Below are 18,583 nucleotides of genomic sequence, written 5' to 3'. Positions count from 1 at the left end.
CAGGCTGTTGATACGTCGGCAGCCTGATTACATTCAGGCAAAGGCTGCCTATAATCGGAGGAAAATAAGATGAAGATGTTATTCTTGCGCTTGGCTACTTATGTGTTGATTTTGGCTGTGTTTGTAGGCGGTGTAGGGTTGCTCGGATATAATCGTTCATTCAAGGACTTTTACGGTGCGCTTCGCCAAGAACCCATTCCCTCACTGCAAGGCGTGAGGCAACCCGAATATGATCCGAATAAACCCACTGTAGCCGTTTTGTTGGGGAACGAGACCACCGAGGGATCAGATTTTATGATTCCCTATGAATTGTTCTCCAGAACAGGGGCATTCAATGTCTTTGCCGTTGCTTCAGACAATCAGGTGAAGTCATTAACCGGAGGTCTTGATCTGGTACCGCACTATTCTTTTACAGAGTTGGATCAGCTGTTAGGAAAAAGCCCTGACATCATCACGATCCCATTTATGGTAACGAATGACGATGAGAAATTTGCTCCTATCCGAAAGTGGATACAACAACATTCCCAAACCACATTCGTAAGCATTTGCGGAGGATCGGGAAATCTCGCAGCTGCCGGTCTATTGAAAGGAAAGTCAGCAGCAACACACTGGCAGAATCTTGTCGTTTTCCCCAAGCAATTTCCTGAGACGAACTGGTTAGACGATCAGCGGTATTATCATGACGGAAACGTGATATCCTCGGCCGGTGTTTCATCAGGAATCGATGCCGTTCTCTATGTGATTTCGCAAAAGGTTGGGGAACCCGTGGCGGAAAAAATAGCGAAAGAAATGAAGTATCCTTCTTATCAATTCGTAAAAAATCCGAAGGTGGACCCATTTTATATGGATTTTCGCTTTTCAACCTATCTCTTGAATAATGCGTTTCAATGGAACAAGAAAAAGGTAGGCGTCTTGCTCTATAACGGCGTGGAGGAAATGGCGCTGGCTTCCGTATTCGATATCTATGCAGACACCGGAACGACTCGTGTTTTATCCATGTCCGGCTCGGAGCAACCCATTGTGACAAAACACGGTCTGAACCTGATTTCCAGACACTTGATAGCAAACGCCCCACAATTGGATAAATTGATGATTCCGGGAAAAGATGCGAATTCATTGGCTGCTGAGGAAATCAGGCAATGGAACGATACGAGGAGCAATACAAACCCTCAGCTTGTGCACAGCGATTCCCCAGATCGATTTTTATTTGAAGTGCAGCTTGAGGATTTAGCCAAGCAAGAGGATCTGCTCACCGCCAAGCATGCGCTGAAACGGCTCGAATTTCGTTCGGATGATATACAGCTGGAAGGCAGACCGTTTCCCCTCGAAACTTACGGCAATCTCCTTTTGACTGCTTTCCTTGCCCTATTCATCGCTTTCTGTATTGACAGAAGATTTATCATCAAGAAGCCCTTTTTTCAAATGAATACCTTACACAGGTATTGTATGGGATGTACCATCCTCAGGAGGAAAACGACATGAAAAGGCTATTCCTGCGTTTGATTGTTTTTGTCTGTATATTCACCCTGCTAGTTGGAGGGGTTGCAACTCTCGGGGTTGTTCATTCGCAAAAAGATTTTTACGGTGCGGTTCGTCAAGAGCCGCTCCCTTCCTTGCAAAGTGTAAAGATGCCGAAGCACGATCCGGCTAAGCCTACTGTAGCGGTTATGTTGGGAAGCGAAGCTACTGAGGGACTGGACTTCATGATTCCCTACGAAATTTTCGCGAGGACAGGTGCCTACAACGTATATGCCGTTGCTGCAGACACCGGCATCAAGACGCTGTCAGGCGGATTGGATGTCGTGCCGCACTACTCGTTTCAGGAAATGGATGAAATGCTAGGGAAGAGCCCGGATATTATCGCCATTCCTTTCTTGACCGATCAGGAAGAGACGTTCGAACCGGCTAAAGCATGGATCCTTCAACACCAAGAAACTACGATCGTAAGCATTTGCGGTGGCGCGGGCAATCTAGCCTCTACTGGCTTGTTGAATGGAAAATCGTCCACCTCGCATTGGCAAACGATTTGGTCTAGAAAAATAAACTATCCGCAGGTGGACTGGAAGAGAGATCTGCGATATGTTCTTGCTGATCAAAACATAGTGTCCTCTGCCGGTATTACATCTGGAATCGATGCAGTCCTTTATGTGATTTCACAAAAACTTGGTGAACCGATGGCGGCCAAGGTAGCCAAAGAAATGAATTATCCTGCTTACCACTTCGTACACAATCCAAAGGTAGATCCCTTCTATATCGATAGGCACTATTCTACGTATGTCCTGAACCTTGCTTTTCAATGGAATAAGGAAAAGGCAGGAGTGCTGCTCTATGATGGCGTAGAGGAGATGGCTCTCGCTTCCGTATTCGATATTTATTCTTCCTCCGGGACGACCCAAGTCTATGCCATATCGAATACGGTCGAACCCATTGTAACGAAGCACGGTTTAAACCTGATTGCGCGACACCCAATAGCGAAAATACCCACAATCCATAAGATGATCGTTCCGGGTACAACGGCTACATCATTGGCCGCAGAGGAGATCAAAAACTGGAACGAACAGGGGAACAACAAGGAGCTGCAATTTGTACACAGCCATTCACCGGATCGCTTTCTATTCGAAGTTCAACTCGAAGATTTAGCCAAGCAAGAGGACCTTCTTACGGCTAAACATGCAGTCAAGCGGCTTGAGTATCGTGCGAGTGATATCCAGCTGGAAGGCAAGCCATTTCCCCTCGAAACTTACGGCAACCTGCTTTTGACTGCTTTCCTCGCCTTGTTCATAGCCTTCTATATCGATAGACGATTTATCAGGAATAAATAAAAAACGCAAGCTCGATCCCCAACACGGACCGAGCTTGCAGTTCCTCCTTCTACATTCCTTTTCGTATGCTTACAAAAAGCGGCGATTCACCTTTTTCCCTTCATAGCTGAACAGCGCCTGCCGGTCCTCCATCACGGTCTCGAGATGAACGCCCCTGCCCCAGAGATGGTACACATATGGCAAGGTTTTTTCCACGTATTTGACATCCAGCTCCAGCCCCTCGTAGTGATGCTTCAAATACAGCTCCCCAGAGCGGAGGTGGTCGCCATCATGCACCATGACGTACGGGAAGCCGCCGTTGACGCGCGTAGCGGCCAAACCATCCCGCACCTGCTCCCATTGCTTGTCGGTTACGACCCATTCGTTCCCCTGTTTGCCAAACATGTAGAGGTCGAGTTTGTTGACCAGATCCTGCGTCAGGAAGTTGCGAATGAAGCTGATGTCAGACTCCAGCTCCCGCACCTCGAAAATCTTGGCGCGTCCCTCTCCCGGTTTGCGGCCAAAGCGCTCCTGCTCCTCCTGTGTCGGATTGTTCCAGCGTTCCTCGATGTCCTCGAAGATTTTCAAGCCGAGGTGGTACGGGTTAATGCTCGTCGTGGACGGCTGGATGACCGAGGAATGCAGCTTGGCGAAATCAATGGTCTCCGCTTCGGTCAAATCCATCTCGCGTAGGATGCGCATATGCCAGTAGGTCGCCCATCCTTCGTTCATGATCTTCGTCTCCAGCTGAGGCCAGAAATACAGCATCTCATCGCGGATAATGGTCAGGACATCGCGCTGCCAGTCTTCCAGCACCGTGCTGTATTCCATAATGAACAGCAGGAGGTCTTTTTCCGGCTGCGGCGGGAACTTGCGGGCAGCAGGCTTGGCGGCGGAATCCTGCTCCTTTTTCTCCTTGCGATCCAGATTCCACAGATCGTCGTACGGGCTGGTCCGTTCCTTGCTGGTGTTCACCGGCTCCTCCGACTCCCGCTTCCAGCGCAGCTTGGGACGCAGCAGACTGGGATCGATATGCTCCTGGATCGCCAAGGCTGCATCCAGCAGATCTTCCACCGCTTCCTTGCCGTATTGGATTTCGTACTGGCGAATCCGCTCGCTGCTCGCGGCCATGCTCTCCACCATTTCACGGTTCGTGTTGGAGAAGCGTACATTGTTCTTGAAAAAGTCGCAGTGGGCCAGGACGTGTGCGACGATCAGCTTGTTCTGGATCAGCGTATTGCCGTCCAACAGGAAGGCGTAGCAGGGATTGGAGTTGATTACGAGTTCGTAAATTTTGCTCAGATTCAGGTCGTATTGCAGCTTCATCCGATGGAAGGATTTGCCAAAACTCCAATGCGAAAATCGAGTCGGCATCCCGTACGCCCCGAATGTATAAATAATGTCAGCCGGGCAAATCTCATAGCGCATCGGGTAAAAATCGAGACCGAATCCTTTGGCAATTTCGGTGATCTCGTCGATGGACCGCTCCAGCTCTTTGCGTTCTTCATTTGTCATGACGTCCCCTCCTCTTTCAGGCACCTGCTATATGTATATGAGGTTGTCGGCAAAAGACGCTATGTTTTACGGAAGTATGCGGTCCATCTGCAGGTTATTTGAGCTAGAGATACAAAAAGCAGTCAAAGCAGAAGTGTTTCCTGCCTGACTGCCCGTCCTTGTTTCGGGTTATCGCAAAAAAGAAACGATTATTTCTCGGACTTCGTAAAAAATTTGCCTAAAAGATTCTCGCCTTATTTCAATGCTTACCTGGCAAAGGTCACTTCTAACCCTTCCTTCGGCATCACAAATTTAGCCGTTCGCAATGGATTGACGATCTGTGACACGCGCAAATCTCCACGCAGCCCCATGATGCAGACAATCTCGTTAGCCTCGTATTCGGGCAGGCGCTCTTGTAAAAATGTAAACATACTCTCGACAGCAGACTGACAGGCTTCATCGAGCGTAGCGGCAGAAGCAATCACATAGAAATTCGTTGAATCCTCCACAACAGGGGTGTGAAAATGCTGTTGTTTCAGCACCTCCACCTTTACCCGCACACGACTGCCGATCTCCAGTCCACAAACAGCTACCTCTCCGTCGCCCATCAACGCATGGACATCCCCAATGGCCAATTGTGCGCCCGCAACAGAAACCGGCAGATAGACGACTGCCCCCTCCGTAATTTCCTTCGTATCCATATTTCCGCCGTGATTACCAGGGGAAAACGTAGGGATATCTTCGGTCTTTGGCGCGACACCGATGACGCCGATCATCTTCCTGACAGGGAATACATGCCGTTCGTTAAAATAAATCGAGCCATCAGCTACGCGAAAGGTTTTCACTTCAGGTTCCTGCACATATTTATGCAGCGCTCCTGCCCCTGGTCGCAGGTACATGATTCCCGTCTCCTCGAGGTCAATGGATATCACTGTCACTTTCAAAGTATCCCCCGGCATGGCCCCCTTGACGGCAACTGGCCCCGTAGCGGGATTCACCCCCTGCAGAGCATGTATCTTGTTTTTGGACGGTTCCGTCAACTGCCCCCGGTAGCAGTCATAGGTCTCAAACACGATCTCAGCCCCTGATTCCACTGTCATCACGGATTTGAGGTCGGGTGCAAATGAGAAGATGTGGTTTGTTTTGGCGATGGTATGCATGCTAGATCTCCTTTCTGATTTGCGAAGCGTGATTTTAGAGTTTGGATTTTATGGCGCCTGGCCATCTCTGAATTCCATCGAAATCACTTTCTCTGTCCGAGGGTCAAACGTAATGATGACCGATACCCCGAACTCTCTACTGTCTTGCCGCAGCCATAGCTTGAAGGTCTCCCGCGCCCTATCAGTCTGCAAGTTCTCCCGCCCAACATGCAGGTAATCAATGATAGCGGCCATGGGGTAGCGCTTTTGGGTTTCTTGCATGGCCATTCTTCCCCACTTCGCATAGGAAGGAGTCTCTGGAGCCATGGCAATTGCGGAAGCAGAAAATGAGATCAGGAAAAAAAGCAGAACAAAACGAATGAGTGCATGCATGCAGATCCCGCCTTTCACAAAGTAGTGTAAGCGAAAGACGGGTAATCTAACCGGATTTAGGGTCTCTTAGTTAATGCCTGAACGATCATCACGACGATGACAACCAATAACACGAGTGTACTGATGAGTATCAGTCCCGGTATACCAATTGCAAACAAATCAACACCTCCTGAACGATCCGTTACTTTCCCTTCCCCAATTGATTCCATTTCGTAACAGCATTTTCCTGTCCACCTTCCCCAAATGGGTATAAGGCAAACGATCTACAAAAAGAATCTCCTTCGGCTGTTGATTGCGTGCCAGCCTGGGGCGCAGCCACGCGAACATCTCCTCCGTTGTCACCTCTGCCTGCGGTGCGAGAAGGATATAGGCTTGCAATCGCTGCCCGTACCATTCGTCCGGGACTCCAATCACGACGGCATCCTCTACATGCGGGTGAGTAAGAAGAATCTGCTCCACTTCAAGCGGATACACATTCACACCTGCTGAAACAATCATGCTATCTGTTCTGCCGCATAGAAAATAGTAGCTCTTTTCATCCCGGTAGCCGACATCCCCGGTCTCGATCCAGGCTTTGGAGCGATTCTTCATCGACCACTTGTTTTGGATGCATAATTGGCCGGGTTGACCGACTGCCACTTCTTTGTTGTGTTCATCCACGATTTTGATGCGCACACCGTCAATCTTTCGTCCGATCGTCCGGGCAGAATAACGGAGATCCTGTGGTGTCGCGATGATATTCAAGCCCGCTTCCGACGTGCCGTACAGATTGTACAAGACCGCTCCCAGCTTCTCAGCCGTCTCCTTCACCAGCTTTGGGTTCAGCTCTGCTCCACCCGAGGCAATACATGCAAGGGACTTCAAATCAGCTGCGTTGGTTCTCAGCATTTTATGCAGCATCAGCGGTACGACGGTGACGACCTCTACCTGGTGTTCGCGAATCAAACGGCATGCTTGTACGGGTTCGAATCTCTGCTGAACGACGACTTTTTTCCCCAGGGCCATGAATAAGAGCAAGACCGCTACCCCGTACCCGTGATAAATCGGCGTTGCAATATACGCCGTATGACATGGCAAAATGTTCAAGCGGGTCAGAAAAGCGAAAAAAGGGTCCAAATAATGAAAGAGCGACGGTTTGTGCCTGGCTTCCTTGGCCCCTCCGGTCGTTCCCCCGGTTAATAAAACCAGCTTTCCCGCTGACATCCGTTGCAGCTTTGTTTTCTCGTTCGCACGTTCAAAGCAAAGGCTGTTGATCGCTGGCAATGTCTCATGATAACTCAACAGCATTTTCCCAGACGGAAAATCGCCTAGCCAGTGGCTCTGTTCCTCATCGCAGACCAACAGATCGAAATCATGCTTCTGCAACAGGCGTTGAAACTGCCCCTCGCTTGTTTTTGCAGGAAGAAGGTAGACATCCGCTCCCGACGACGAAACAGCAAAGATCGCTCTGACCAAAGACGCATGGTTGCTGCAAGCTAGTCCCGCTTTTTTGCCGCGGGTAAGTTGATATCTCTTTTGCAGTACAGCACAAAGCTGTTCGGCTTGTGTATACAATTGTTGATAGGTTAAGCTTTCCCCTTCGCCTACTAACGCCAGCTTTTCCCCGTACATCCTCGCTGAGAAATTCAGCAGCGTCATCAGATTGATTCCATGGCGGTAGACGGCGGCCGTTAAACGAAGTAACGTCAAGGGAGAAAGCAGCTTCATTTTGTTCAAGATATAAAGTAGTTTCAGCACGTCTATTTTCCCTTGCCTTTCTGCAAAACCCTTGGAATGCCCTTCTCCAACCACCTTCTGAAAACGACGGAGGCCAACTGGCCAAAAATCAGCCACCATGGCTTGTATAGGGCTCTTTTTTTGTAGATTGCCTTTGCAATGATCCTTGCTGCGTGCACGGGAGACATGGCAGGAAACGTCCGATACGCTTCCGTCGGCTCGATCATGGGAGTTCGGACCAATGGAAAGTAGATCGAAGTCGTGGAAATCCCCCTGTTGTTCATCTCCGGCTGGGCAGATCGAAACCAGGTGTCGAAAGCAGCTTTTGATGCCTGGTACGCCGCCCAATGGGGAAAGGGGAGGAGCAGAGCGTTTACGGTCGAGATATTGAGAATCTGGCCTTGCTTTTTCTCGAGCAGGGGAAGCACAGACATGAGCAGTTGGACCGGGGCAAAATAATGGATTGCCATCGTGCGGGTAAAGTCATGCAAGCGGCCCAGGGAGTCATAGATCGGGCGCCTGATGGAATGACCGGCATTGCTGACGACGATATCCAATCCGTTGGGAAGCTGATGGAGAAATGCAAGCAAGCCCTCCATCTCCTGCTTCTGGCGAAGGTCGGCCGGAAACAGACTGATGCTGGCTCCTCTTGATTCGAGCTCTTTCTTCATGGCCAGGAGCTTGTCCTCTCTTCTGGCAACCAAAATGAGATGAACCCTCTGATCAGCCAACAGATACGAAAGCTGCTCACCAATTCCCGAGCTCGCCCCCGTGATAAGCACAGTCTTTCCTTCCAGCGCGAGCCGCAGCTTCTGGCTATGTATCAATGTCGGCGGAAACAGCAGATGCTCGATAACGCTGTAGGTAGACATGATGAACTCCTCTCTTGGCGAAAATACGCCTTATTGACCCTCACACGATGTCATACTTTACTCTGTCTATAACTTCAGAATACAAGGAGGCAAACATAGATGAAAATAAGTGAATTATCGCAAAAAACGGGAGTCAGCATCCGCTCTCTTCGCTACTATGAGGAAAAGAAGCTCATTCATCCCAAGCGATTGGAAAACGGGTACCGAATTTACAGCGAACAGGATGTAGAGCGTGTGAAAGCAGTTCAGCTGTTTCTCGGTTTAGGCTTGAATACCGAGGAGATACATCCCGTAGTCTCCTGCGACCCCTTGCATCCGATCGATATTAATCCTACATGCGCCGATTTTGCACTCGCTCTTTACATGGAGAAGCTGGAACATACGCATGAACAAATCAAAAATTTACAAAAGATTGAATCTGAGCTGGAAAGCCTTATCCATTTCTGGACTCAGGTGAAAAATCAGGGTGAGGGTGGTGGCACAAAGTGAACTACCGCCTTTTGATCCTTGTGTTAGGTACATTCATTATTGGATCAGACGATTTTGTCATTGCAGGAATTTTACCCACCATTGCTGCCGATCTTGATGTTTCCATCGTTACCGCAGGACAACTGGTTACGGCCTTTGCTTTCGCTTACGCCATTGGCGCACCCTTTTTGGGAACATTGACGATTCATTTGCCCATCAAAAGATTACTGCTGTTCTCCATGCTGCTGTTTGCGATTTCAAACGGACTTTCCGTCATTGTCCCTTCATTTGAATGGCTATTCGCTACTCGAATCGCAGCCGCTCTCTCCGCAGCCCTGTTCACCCCGATCGCGATGGCCGCATCGGCAAGCCTAGTCCCTGAATCGCATAGGGGCAAAGCATTAGCCATGATTACAGCCGGGATAACAATCGGGTTAATCTTGGGAGCGCCGATCGGAACATGGGTTGGTCAAGAATGGGGCTGGCGGTTCTCTTTCCTGCTTGTTACGAGCATATCGCTGATCACCTTTGTTGGAATTTTATTCCTGTTGCCAAAAGTCGAGAGAGAACAGAAATTATCCATCAAAGCGAGTCTCAGTGGCTTACATACACATGTATGGTTGACCTTGAGCGTCAGTATTATCGCTACTGTAGGCGGCTTTGCTACCTATACCTATATAGCACCTATTTTACACAAAATTACAGCCTTGCAGAATATCAGTTGGTTTCTTATGCTTTTTGGAATTGGCAGCTTGGCGGGAAACCTGCTGGGAGGATACGGTACAGATCGAATCGGGGCGGCCAAGACTTTGCGCATGTCCCTGGGCGGGTTCAGCCTCATTCTCCTCTCTTTTTCTTTATTGCCTTTGCTCACTCCGGGCATGATGACGATTGTTCTGGTCTCGATTGTTTCGCTTTTATGGGGGATGCCTGGATTTGCTCTCAATCCTGCATTACATTCTTACCTGATTTCCTTGCATCCCAATCAAGCTTCCCTCGTTCTTTCTTTTAGTGCTTCCGCCTTGTATGTAGGAATCGGGTTAGGGGCAATCGTAGGAGGAGGAGTAATCAGTCTCAGTTCGATTGACTATGTTGGTCTCGTCAGTGGAATTCTAGTCGGAATAGCGCTTGCCATTTTTGTCTTCCTAACCCGACTCCACCGTCATTCATAAAACCTAAGAAAAAGGCGTCTCACGAGGAGACACCAAATATTCCTCCTGCCGTCAGCGTTGAATCCAATCCCGTACGCCGGTGTAGATCAAACCAACGGAGAAGACAAGCATCGCGACGATCCCAACCACATCCACTACCGGATCGAGTCCGGAAAGGAAGGAGTTCTCCAGCGGCGTTTTCAGCAAGCCATACCCGCCCAAGAGACCACCTGCAAGAGAAAGAAGTTTGTTCATAATTCCTGTCACCTCCCTTGCCAGCAGGGCTATTTATGCTCCCTGCGTTGCTTCATACTATGAACTGGCCGGTGACAGGGTTTGTACCGTTGTACATACAGTTGTTCATGAATTTGCAATTGGGCAAGGGCTTCCATCTTGGGGTACAATGAAAACAGTTCAATGACCCATTCACAAGCCGGCACATATGCCTGCTTTATCCAAAGGAGTGTCCCTTTCATGAAACTGTTTCTGATGCTGGGCAGTATCAGTGGACTATTATCGGTCGCGTTGGGAGCGTTCGGTGCCCATGCGTTGAAGGAGCGATTGGACGAGTATTCGCTCGGAATCTTCCACACGGGTGTCACCTATCAGACTACCCACGCGCTGGCCATGATTATTGTCGCGCTTTTGATCAAATGGTATCCTGATTCCAGTGGCCTCCAATGGGCAGGCTGGAGCTTCCTCGTCGGGACTTTGATCTTCTCTGGCAGCCTGTATGCACTGGCGATGTCAGGCATCAAGGTACTGGGTGCCATCACCCCGATCGGCGGAGTCTTGTTCATTGTCGGTTGGGCCTTGCTCGTGATCCACGCCTGGAAAATTGCTTCTTAACTTCATCCAAGAGACGCCCGCGATCAGTCCAAAGCTATCTGCTGATGCGGGCGTTTTTCATACTACGTACAAGGAGGATCTTCATGAAACAACTGCCTGAATGGGCAATCACCTATCTGCATCGAATGCGCCTGGAGCCGCAAGAACCGGATTTTCCTTTCTTGCAAGCGATTTGTCGGGCACATATGCAGGTATTTCCCTATGAAAATGTAAGCAAGCTGATTTTTTTCGAGCAAAAGTCCAGCGACAAGCTCGTTCCCACCCCGGAGGAGTACGTCGCCAACGCGGTTCGTTACGACATGGGCGGAACCTGCTTCGCCAACAACGGAAGTCTGCTTGCTCTGCTGCGCGCTTTGGGCTACCAGGGCCATCTCATGCCGTTGTCGCCTACGCATATGGCGATTCTCATCCGGGATCTGCTCCCGAATGATGAACCCGTATACGTCGACATGGGGGCTGCCGCTCCGGTTTTTGCACCAGTCGCCCTTCACTCTGCAGCCGAGCAGGAAATCGCTTTTGGATTCGAGTCTGTCCGGATCGTACGGGACCCCGTTCAACCAGAGCGCTTTCGTTTTCTGCGCTTTCGCCGCGGTGAACTGGTCAGCGACAGGTGGAATTTTGATCCTTCTGAGGCGAAGGAAATTCACGACTTTTCTGAATCCGTGGCGCTTACCTTTCAACCGGACGCTACCTATATGGGCTGCCTGCGCGTCCAGCTCTATCAATTGGACCGGGGGCGCAGTCTCTCCCTGTTGAACAACTCGCTGCAAATCATGCTGGAAAACGGAACCGAAGAAAAGATCCTGCTCCACTCCCTTGACGAGATTGAGGCCGTGGCAGCAGAGGAATTCGGCTTGCCGCGTCTGCCTGTGCGGGAGGCAATCTCCATTTTGCAAAATAAAGGGATCGACGTGTTCGCTCCCAAAGATTGAGTCATTCCGGCGAATCACATCCCCGGGACATTTGCCATATGTTGTAGAGTTACCATTTCCTTAAAGGAGAAGAACCGATGGCAAAGTCCTCCTACACTCATACTTCCTACTACTACGGAATGCCGGACATGTACATGCAGATGGGATATTTCCCTTTTCCCACCCAGCCTGCACCCGAAGCTGTCACGGGCAACGTGCTGGTTCCTTATGCCATGTCGATGTCCATGCAGTGCAGATACTATCTGGGGCAGACGGAGAAGATCGACATCAGCGGCGGCACGCAGGGCTATGCCGCATTGGTCAATCCCGTCCGCTCCACGATGCAGCTTTATATCAATGATTGGTATGTCAGCAACTTCACGGATCAGCCAGTGGAAATGCAGGTTTGGTTCGGACAGGCGCGTGCCGTGACTGGAGCCAAGACCTCCTCGCACATTACCTCCGGCTTTGTGCAGCCCTCCCCCTGTCCCTCCTCGCAAGGGCAGATCCACTACTCTTCCGGAGGTGCCTTTCCTCCTGCTGACGGCGTGATCGCCTCCACCCGCATTCTTCCTCCGATGTCCACCATCAACGCGGAGAAAAACGGCCACTGGATTCTTGCTCCCGGCACAGCATTGATGTTCCAATTTCCCCATGCTGAGCGGGAAGGAGGACAGGTCCTGTCTGCGATCGGCTGGTGGGAGCAGCCATTGTTTCGGTGAATACGGAGGCCCCCTCGAAAACGCAAAAAAACGGAGTGCCCTCGCACTCCGCTGCTTTCATTTATAAAAATAGATTCCCACGTTGAAAAGCCAATTATCCCGTGTTACAATGGAAATTGGTCTTTGAATTTACTGTGCTATTTTAAGATATGTATTTCCACTATTATCTTAGCACACAATCATTTGGTTGTCAACAAAACAAGCGGAACCAAAAAAATCAAAAAGGAGCGGTTCGATGAGCGTAACTGACCAAGACTGGCGTGAGGAAGCACAGCGCGTTGAGCAGGTCGTGGAAGTGATCCACAAGCGGATCCATGATTTGACGGAGCAGGTGAGTGATGTCACGACGGACATCGTCAGTATCCGCAAGCATTTTTGGGATGACGTGACCGTCAACTTCGAGGATGCGATAGAAGCTGTCGAGACATATGCCAGCATCAAGCAGCAAGCAGAAGTCCTCTCCGAACGGGAACGTGCTCATCGGCATGCCGTGAAGCAATTGAAGACCTTGAGACGACTGGAGCAAAACCCATACTTTGGCCGCATCGATTTTCGAGAAGAGGGCGAAAGGCAAGCGGAACCTGTCTACCTGGGGATTGCCTCCCTGCTGGACGAAAAGGACGAAGCCTTTCTCATCTATGATTGGCGCGCTCCTATCTCCAGTCTCTATTACGACTATACGCCGGGGCCAGCCAGCTACGATACACCTGCAGGGCGCGTGGACGGAGAAATCACCTGCAAACGTCAATACAAGATTCGAGACGGCCGTCTGCTCCATCTCTTCGATACAGGGGTAACCATCGGGGATGAGCTGCTTCAAGAAGTTTTGGGCAAACAGGCTGACACACAGATGAAAAGCATCGTCGCGACGATCCAGAAGGACCAGAATCGCATCATCCGCAACGAAAAAAGCAGGCTGGTCGTAGTTTCCGGTGCTGCCGGAAGCGGAAAAACCTCTGCCGCCATGCAGCGCATCGCTTATCTGCTTTACCGGTATCGCAAAACGCTGCAAGCGGAGCAGGTGGTCTTGTTCTCCCCCAACGCCCTATTTAACAGCTACGTCTCCACCGTCCTCCCGGAGCTGGGCGAGGAAAACATGCAGCAGACCACGTTCCAGGAATATGCGGAGCATCGGCTTGGCTCCCTCTTTGATCTGGAGCATCCGTTGGAACAGATGGAGTACGTCCTGCGAGCGATGGAGGAGCCGGGATACGAGACGAGACTGGAAGCAATCCGCTGGAAGTCTTCGGCTGCGTTTATGCACGTCATCGACCAGTACGTAGAACGCCTCAAGCAATCCGGCTTGATTTTTCGCGACATCGCTTTCCAGGATCGCAAGCTAATTGACGCCCGGCAGATTCATGAGTTCTTCTATTCCTTGGATACTTCCTTGCCGATTCCCAATCGGATGGTTCTCGTCGCCAGATGGCTGCTCACCGAATTGAAAAAACGCGAGCGTTCCGAGCGCAGAAAGCCCTGGGTGGATGACGAGCTGGAGCTGCTGGACAAGGAAGAATTCGCCAAGGCGTATCAGCAACTGCGGCGCAAAAACCAGTTTCACGAAGAGTCATTTGATGACTTTGACCGGGAGCGCGACCTGCTGGCTGCCAAGCTGGTCAAACGGGCTTTCAAACCGCTGCGCCTGATGATTCGCGAGCTGGGCTTTATCGACACACAAGCGATCTACCGTCAGTTGTTCAGCCAGCCTGAACAAATCGAGAGCCTCCTGCCGGAAGGGGAACCGAGCGGGAACTGGCCTGCTATCTGTGAGCAGACTTTACTTCGCCTGGAGCAAAATCAGCTGTCCTATGAGGATACGCCATCTTTTCTCTACCTGCAGGAGCGGCTGGAAGGATTTCAGACCAACAATCTTGTCCGCCATGTCTTCATCGACGAGGCGCAGGACTACTCTCCTTTTCAATTCGCTCTCATCCAGCGATTGTTCCCGCGGGCCAAAATGACGGTGCTGGGCGACTGGAATCAAGCCATCTATGCGCACGCGTTTGACCAGGACAGCTTTGAAGCAGTCGCTTCCTTGTACGAGCCCGCAGAGACGGAGACCTTCCTGCTGACCAAAAGCTACCGTTCGACGCGGCCTATCGTGGAGTTTACACGACAGTTGATCCCCGGTGGCGAGCGGATTGAGCCGTTCAATCGGGACGGGCTGAAGCCAAGCGTCACTCGCGTGCAGGATGAAGCAGCGCGCAAGGACTGGATTTGCTCCCGGGTCCACACCCTGCAGGAGAACGGACACCAGACGATCGCCATCATTACCAAAACAGCAGCCGAAGCCAAAGCCGCCTACGAGCAGCTTCACGATTCGCTTGCGCTTCGTCTGATCGGCAGCGGTACGATTACGTTCGAGAGCGGGATCCTGGTCATCCCCTCCTATCTGGCCAAAGGCGTGGAATTTGATGCCGTGATTCTCTATGATGCGTCGCGCGAGAGCTACGGTCATGAGAGGGAGCGAAAGCTGTTTTATACGGCCTGCACCCGCGCAATGCATGAATTGCATCTTCTTTATTCGGGGGAAGTCAGTCCGTTTTTAGCGGATGTTTCGCCTGATGCTTGTGAGTGGATTGGGTCATAACAACAGCAGCAGTCTGGTAAGAGAAGAAAATCCCAGACTGCTGCTGTTTTTTTTCTATACAACGAAAGCAAGAGATCCTTGCTAGATTTTTCCACTCAACATGAGAAAATGGCAGTAAGGAGAGGATGAACATGAACATTGGCGAGAAGCTCAAGCTAAGAAGACAAAAAGCCGGATTCACTCAGGAACAAATCGCCACCAGAATGAACATTACGAGGCAAACGCTTTCCAATTGGGAAGTCGGTAAAAATATTCCAGACATCAACTCCGTCATCGCACTCGCTCACATTTACGGTCTCTCCTTGGATGAATTGTTGCTAGGAAAAATCTATTTCAAAGGAGAGCTCACCATGTTTCCAAGACGTACGAGAGCTGAGATGGAAGCCATCATTCGCAACCATTATCCTGCCGCATCCGAAATCAAAGAATTGACGGGAGGCTTAGCCTCTCAGACCTTCTTTTTCGAAGCGAACGGGAACCAGTACGTGTTCAAGACGGGATCTCGCAAAGAAGCGTTCGAAAAAGAACAATGGGTGTATAACCAATATCAACATGTACTCCCCATCCGCCGAGTCATCCAGATTCATGAACCAGAACGGCAACCACCTTACGCCATATACGATTTCATCGAGGGAGTGAAAGTGTTCGACCTGAATAGACAAGAACTGTCCGAAGTCGTTCCCTCTTTCCTGCAGATTCTGTCTACCCTCCGATCTCTCGAGGTATCCAATTCGGATGGATATGGCCGTTTTGACGAAACAGGAAAGGCCCCTTACCCTACTTGGCTCGATTTTGTGGAGGCCATTTATATCGATAAGATCTATAACTGGTCCGCGGCAGAGAAAAAAGGCCTGGATGCTGAGATCATCGATACGGCCATAAGGAAATTAAAAAGTTGTGTAAGTAGCGTAACTCTAAGAAAAAAGCAGTTGATCCATGGAGATCTAGGCTCATTTAATGTCATTGCCGACCGGGGACACATCTCCGGAATGATCGATTGGAGCCTGTCCATGTACGGTGACCATCTCTATGATATAGCCAATCTACTGTTCTGGAACGAAGATAAGCTTCAACCGCTACTCACTCACCTGAAAGCCATGTATTCGAATTCACCCGAAACCGAGAATACGCTCCATTGCTACATGCTTCGGATCGGTCTCGAAGAGCTGTATAATACTGTGATCTTGCAGGAAGCAGGTTATGATGTAGAATGGGTAGCGAACCGGCTACAGCGCATTGCAAAAGATATGGCAGGATAACAAAAAAGGGAGTCTGAGTGCTTGCTTGCCTGGCACCAGACTCCCTTTTGATCCTCTTATGCATCAACTGACTTTTTCATGACCACGAATGCCTGTGCCTGCCGCTTCACATAAATTTGCCTTCCCAGCCAATAAAAGAGCAGACTGAATACCGCCAAAAACGCCATGAACGAAAACATGACCGGACCACCGTAAGCGAACAGGATCATGCCTCCCACCCACGGGCCCAGAAAGCTTCCCAGTTCGCTGATGCTCTGCGCGCCGTAATACGTGCCGCGCATGCGGGCAGGCGTGATCTGGTCGATCTGTGCGTACTCGGCAGGGATGATCAGGATCTCGCCAAGTGTAAAGACGACCATCGCCGCTACAAACCAGCTCCACCCGGCAGAAGTAGCAAATCCAATCTCCCCGATAGCCATCAGCAAGGCTCCTGCCACAATCCGTGAGAACAGCGAGTAGCGCTCGACCAGACGAGTCAGCGGAATTTGCAGGAGTACGACGGTCAGGCCATTGGCACTCATCATCACCCCGAACAAGGCTACTCCTTCTGCGATGTTGCCACTCAGATACTGGGACAGTGTAACAGACATCTGACCGTGAACCGTTACCAACAGAATCCCTCCGATTACGAACGCGAGCAAAGCGGCATCACGATACAATACCTGCCCCATTTGCCGGAGACTGGGCTTTTCCTCGGCGTCATCCATTCCTTCTTTCGCCACGCCATCTCCCACGCCATACTTGCGGCAAGCCACATGCAGCACGAAAGCAAACAGCAGGTAGGAGAATGCGGTCATCCAAAATGCGGTCCCGCTGCCAGCAATCCCGAGAAAGGCTCCAAAGACCGGCCCAATGGTTAACCCTATATTCACCGCCATATAGCGGTTGGAAAATACCCGAAATCTTTTGTCCGCCGGCGTTAGATCTCCCATCAAGGCCTTGGAAACAGTACCGTAAATCGAGCTTGCCAGTCCTTTCAACAGGCTGATGAGCAGCAAGGCCAACGGATCGCTAACCATGACAAAAACCATGAACGAGATCGCCATCGTCAGCATGGAAAGTATCATCAGCCTTTTTCTGCCGAACATATCCGACAAAACACCGCCCAAAAATCCGCCGAACGTCCCTGCCAATGGTCCAGCGCCGATGATGCCTCCGATTGCCGCCGGGCCAAGTGTAGTTGTTTCACTCAGATAGATCGCCAAAAAGGGCATGCTCATCATCTGTGTGAGCATGACGAAGACCGTTCCCCCCATCAAGAGGTGGACGACCGGATGATACGCCAGCCAAGCCTGTTTCAGCTTTTGCATGCGGCACTTACTCCCCTTCCCTCCCCAAAAAGTCACGCAAGAGCAAGGGCAGACGATCGACAAACGACTCGCGCAGGCTGTAGTACGAAACCGTCGGATGGCCGGCATAGTGGGCACGGATCAATCCAGCGCGCCGCAGTGCCGTAACGTGGTGATGCACGGTGCTTTTCGCCAAGGATACTTGCTGCTGCAGCTCCCCCAGCGTGCAGGGCCTGATTGCGAGACAACGCAGAATCTGCAGGCGCTTTTCATCCGCCAGGCATTGCGTCATCGGCAGGAGTTCGCGCAGCGGCTCAGACTGCTCCACAGCAGCATCCGGCACAGGATACAAGCAGGTAGCAATTCCGCGATGAAAGTCCAGGACTGATGAAAATGCGCAATGATATTGCGGCACGAGTACGACCTGTTGCAAATCTTCCATCGGCTCGATCCAGATCCCGCGAGTCGCATAGTCGATCAGTGCGGGCGGTTCCAGCGTGGACACAAGGCCCTTCAGCTCTTCTGCGCTTTTCTGCAGATTGGCCAAAATGAGCGGCTCCAGCTTGGAAAAGTAATGCTCATTCCAGCGCCGCAGCAAAGACAGGCTGTGGTCGCGAATTTCTCCCAGATTGAGCGGAATGCTCTCCACCCACGGTGCCAGACGCTCGTAGATTTCTCCGGGAGGAATGCGCTCAAGCCAGTCCAGAAACGCATCGACACTTTCCTTCTCGGGAGACTGCGCGACCAACAAGACGATCCGGTGCAGTACCTCCCAGCGTTCATCTTCCAGTTCCTCGGCAAAATCCGCAGGCAGCATCCTCTGCGTTTTCGCCTTCCAATCACTCCCCATGTGCAGATGCTTTCTTTCCGCTTCATTCAAGTACGCATAAAGACTTATCACACATTCATAGGCAGGAAACCATTCGATA

At 50.8% G+C, this 18,583-nt stretch carries 17 protein-coding genes; 9 read left to right on the top strand and 8 right to left on the bottom strand.

The features are described from left to right. Window positions 1-69 precede the first annotated feature (69 nt). Together EDM58_RS03315 and EDM58_RS03310 are read left to right on the top strand one after the other, a co-directional pair. Entirely contained in the window at window positions 70-1,482 is a 1,413-nt protein-coding gene (locus EDM58_RS03315) for a DJ-1/PfpI family protein (RefSeq protein WP_122912077.1), read from the top strand. Beyond that, window positions 1,479-2,822 (top strand): DJ-1/PfpI family protein, encoded by a 1,344-nt coding sequence (locus EDM58_RS03310; protein ID WP_122912076.1) that lies wholly within the window; start codon window positions 1,479-1,481, stop codon window positions 2,820-2,822. Before EDM58_RS03315 ends, EDM58_RS03310 begins: the two co-directional genes overlap by 4 nt. A gap of 69 nt (window positions 2,823-2,891) precedes the next feature. Here the strand turns inward: EDM58_RS03310 and EDM58_RS03305 are convergent, their stop codons facing one another. From EDM58_RS03305 to EDM58_RS03285, 5 genes are all read right to left on the bottom strand, one after another. After that, entirely contained in the window at window positions 2,892-4,316 is a 1,425-nt protein-coding gene (locus EDM58_RS03305; RefSeq protein ID WP_122912075.1) for a SpoVR family protein, read from the bottom strand. A 245-nt stretch (window positions 4,317-4,561) separates the two neighbouring features. Then, window positions 4,562-5,455: an acetamidase/formamidase family protein gene (locus EDM58_RS03300; RefSeq protein WP_122912074.1), complete on the bottom strand. Its 894-nt coding sequence runs from the start codon at window positions 5,453-5,455 to the stop codon at window positions 4,562-4,564. Between the two features lie 48 nt (window positions 5,456-5,503). Then, window positions 5,504-5,827 carry a YqzG/YhdC family protein gene (locus tag EDM58_RS03295; RefSeq protein WP_122912073.1) on the bottom strand — a complete coding sequence of 108 codons (324 nt, stop codon included), beginning with the start codon at window positions 5,825-5,827 and terminating at the stop codon, window positions 5,504-5,506. Window positions 5,828-5,986: 159 nt separating this feature from the next. Continuing rightward, window positions 5,987-7,564: an AMP-binding protein gene (locus EDM58_RS03290; protein WP_122912072.1), complete on the bottom strand. Its 1,578-nt coding sequence runs from the start codon at window positions 7,562-7,564 to the stop codon at window positions 5,987-5,989. A 2-nt stretch (window positions 7,565-7,566) separates the two neighbouring features. Then, window positions 7,567-8,415, bottom strand: coding sequence for an SDR family NAD(P)-dependent oxidoreductase (locus tag EDM58_RS03285; protein ID WP_122912071.1), 849 nt, complete (start codon window positions 8,413-8,415; stop codon window positions 7,567-7,569). Between the two features lie 99 nt (window positions 8,416-8,514). Between EDM58_RS03285 and EDM58_RS03280 the strand changes: the two genes are divergently transcribed. Continuing rightward, the gene (locus tag EDM58_RS03280) at window positions 8,515-8,904 is read left to right on the top strand and encodes a MerR family transcriptional regulator (RefSeq protein WP_122912070.1); all 390 of its coding nucleotides are present in this window, start codon (window positions 8,515-8,517) and stop codon (window positions 8,902-8,904) included. Further along, window positions 8,901-10,055: an MFS transporter gene (locus tag EDM58_RS03275; protein WP_122912069.1), complete on the top strand. Its 1,155-nt coding sequence runs from the start codon at window positions 8,901-8,903 to the stop codon at window positions 10,053-10,055. The genes EDM58_RS03280 and EDM58_RS03275 overlap by 4 nt, the downstream gene beginning before the upstream one ends. Window positions 10,056-10,106: 51 nt before the next feature. Here the strand turns inward: EDM58_RS03275 and EDM58_RS03270 are convergent, their stop codons facing one another. Further along, the gene (locus EDM58_RS03270; protein WP_122912068.1) at window positions 10,107-10,289 is read right to left on the bottom strand and encodes a hypothetical protein; all 183 of its coding nucleotides are present in this window, start codon (window positions 10,287-10,289) and stop codon (window positions 10,107-10,109) included. A 219-nt stretch (window positions 10,290-10,508) separates the two neighbouring features. On the opposite strand from EDM58_RS03270, the gene EDM58_RS03265 reads away from it, so the two are divergent. From EDM58_RS03265 to EDM58_RS03245, 5 genes are all read left to right on the top strand, one after another. Beyond that, the gene (locus tag EDM58_RS03265) at window positions 10,509-10,883 is read left to right on the top strand and encodes a DUF423 domain-containing protein (protein WP_023556038.1); all 375 of its coding nucleotides are present in this window, start codon (window positions 10,509-10,511) and stop codon (window positions 10,881-10,883) included. 83 nt (window positions 10,884-10,966) lie between these two features. After that, complete coding sequence (locus EDM58_RS03260; protein ID WP_183187403.1) at window positions 10,967-11,815, top strand: arylamine N-acetyltransferase; 849 nt, start codon at window positions 10,967-10,969, stop codon at window positions 11,813-11,815. Window positions 11,816-11,892: 77 nt separating this feature from the next. After that, window positions 11,893-12,516, top strand: coding sequence for a DUF6143 family protein (locus tag EDM58_RS03255; protein WP_122912066.1), 624 nt, complete (start codon window positions 11,893-11,895; stop codon window positions 12,514-12,516). A 235-nt stretch (window positions 12,517-12,751) separates the two neighbouring features. After that, complete coding sequence (helD, locus tag EDM58_RS03250; protein ID WP_122912065.1) at window positions 12,752-15,106, top strand: RNA polymerase recycling motor HelD; 2,355 nt, start codon at window positions 12,752-12,754, stop codon at window positions 15,104-15,106. 131 nt (window positions 15,107-15,237) lie between these two features. Continuing rightward, window positions 15,238-16,365 (top strand): phosphotransferase, encoded by a 1,128-nt coding sequence (locus EDM58_RS03245; protein WP_183187402.1) that lies wholly within the window; start codon window positions 15,238-15,240, stop codon window positions 16,363-16,365. A 56-nt stretch (window positions 16,366-16,421) separates the two neighbouring features. Here the strand turns inward: EDM58_RS03245 and EDM58_RS03240 are convergent, their stop codons facing one another. Then, entirely contained in the window at window positions 16,422-17,675 is a 1,254-nt protein-coding gene (locus tag EDM58_RS03240; RefSeq protein WP_122912063.1) for an MFS transporter, read from the bottom strand. Window positions 17,676-17,682: 7 nt separating this feature from the next. Continuing rightward, window positions 17,683-18,504 (bottom strand): ArsR/SmtB family transcription factor, encoded by an 822-nt coding sequence (locus EDM58_RS03235; protein ID WP_246000511.1) that lies wholly within the window; start codon window positions 18,502-18,504, stop codon window positions 17,683-17,685. Between the last annotated feature and the right edge of the window lie 79 nt (window positions 18,505-18,583).

It is taken from the genome of Brevibacillus panacihumi (assembly GCF_003710985.1).
GTDB classification, from domain to species: domain Bacteria; phylum Bacillota; class Bacilli; order Brevibacillales; family Brevibacillaceae; genus Brevibacillus; species Brevibacillus panacihumi.
The sequence above is the reverse complement of the archived record's forward strand: the minus strand, read 5'-3'. Positions and strand labels throughout refer to the sequence as shown.

Coding starts and splice junctions, on each gene's coding strand:
- EDM58_RS03315 (WP_122912077.1), top strand. CDS start 70: ATGAAGATGTTATTCTTGCGCTTGGCTACTTATGTGTTGATTTTGGCT.
- EDM58_RS03310 (WP_122912076.1), top strand. CDS start 1,479: ATGAAAAGGCTATTCCTGCGTTTGATTGTTTTTGTCTGTATATTCACC.
- EDM58_RS03305 (WP_122912075.1), bottom strand. CDS start 4,316: ATGACAAATGAAGAACGCAAAGAGCTGGAGCGGTCCATCGACGAGATC.
- EDM58_RS03300 (WP_122912074.1), bottom strand. CDS start 5,455: ATGCATACCATCGCCAAAACAAACCACATCTTCTCATTTGCACCCGAC.
- EDM58_RS03295 (WP_122912073.1), bottom strand. CDS start 5,827: ATGCATGCACTCATTCGTTTTGTTCTGCTTTTTTTCCTGATCTCATTT.
- EDM58_RS03285 (WP_122912071.1), bottom strand. CDS start 8,415: ATGTCTACCTACAGCGTTATCGAGCATCTGCTGTTTCCGCCGACATTG.
- EDM58_RS03280 (WP_122912070.1), top strand. CDS start 8,515: ATGAAAATAAGTGAATTATCGCAAAAAACGGGAGTCAGCATCCGCTCT.
- EDM58_RS03270 (WP_122912068.1), bottom strand. CDS start 10,289: ATGAACAAACTTCTTTCTCTTGCAGGTGGTCTCTTGGGCGGGTATGGC.
- EDM58_RS03265 (WP_023556038.1), top strand. CDS start 10,509: ATGAAACTGTTTCTGATGCTGGGCAGTATCAGTGGACTATTATCGGTC.
- EDM58_RS03260 (WP_183187403.1), top strand. CDS start 10,967: ATGAAACAACTGCCTGAATGGGCAATCACCTATCTGCATCGAATGCGC.
- EDM58_RS03255 (WP_122912066.1), top strand. CDS start 11,893: ATGGCAAAGTCCTCCTACACTCATACTTCCTACTACTACGGAATGCCG.
- helD (WP_122912065.1), top strand. CDS start 12,752: ATGAGCGTAACTGACCAAGACTGGCGTGAGGAAGCACAGCGCGTTGAG.
- EDM58_RS03245 (WP_183187402.1), top strand. CDS start 15,238: ATGAACATTGGCGAGAAGCTCAAGCTAAGAAGACAAAAAGCCGGATTC.
- EDM58_RS03240 (WP_122912063.1), bottom strand. CDS start 17,675: ATGCAAAAGCTGAAACAGGCTTGGCTGGCGTATCATCCGGTCGTCCAC.
- EDM58_RS03235 (WP_246000511.1), bottom strand. CDS start 18,504: ATGGGGAGTGATTGGAAGGCGAAAACGCAGAGGATGCTGCCTGCGGAT.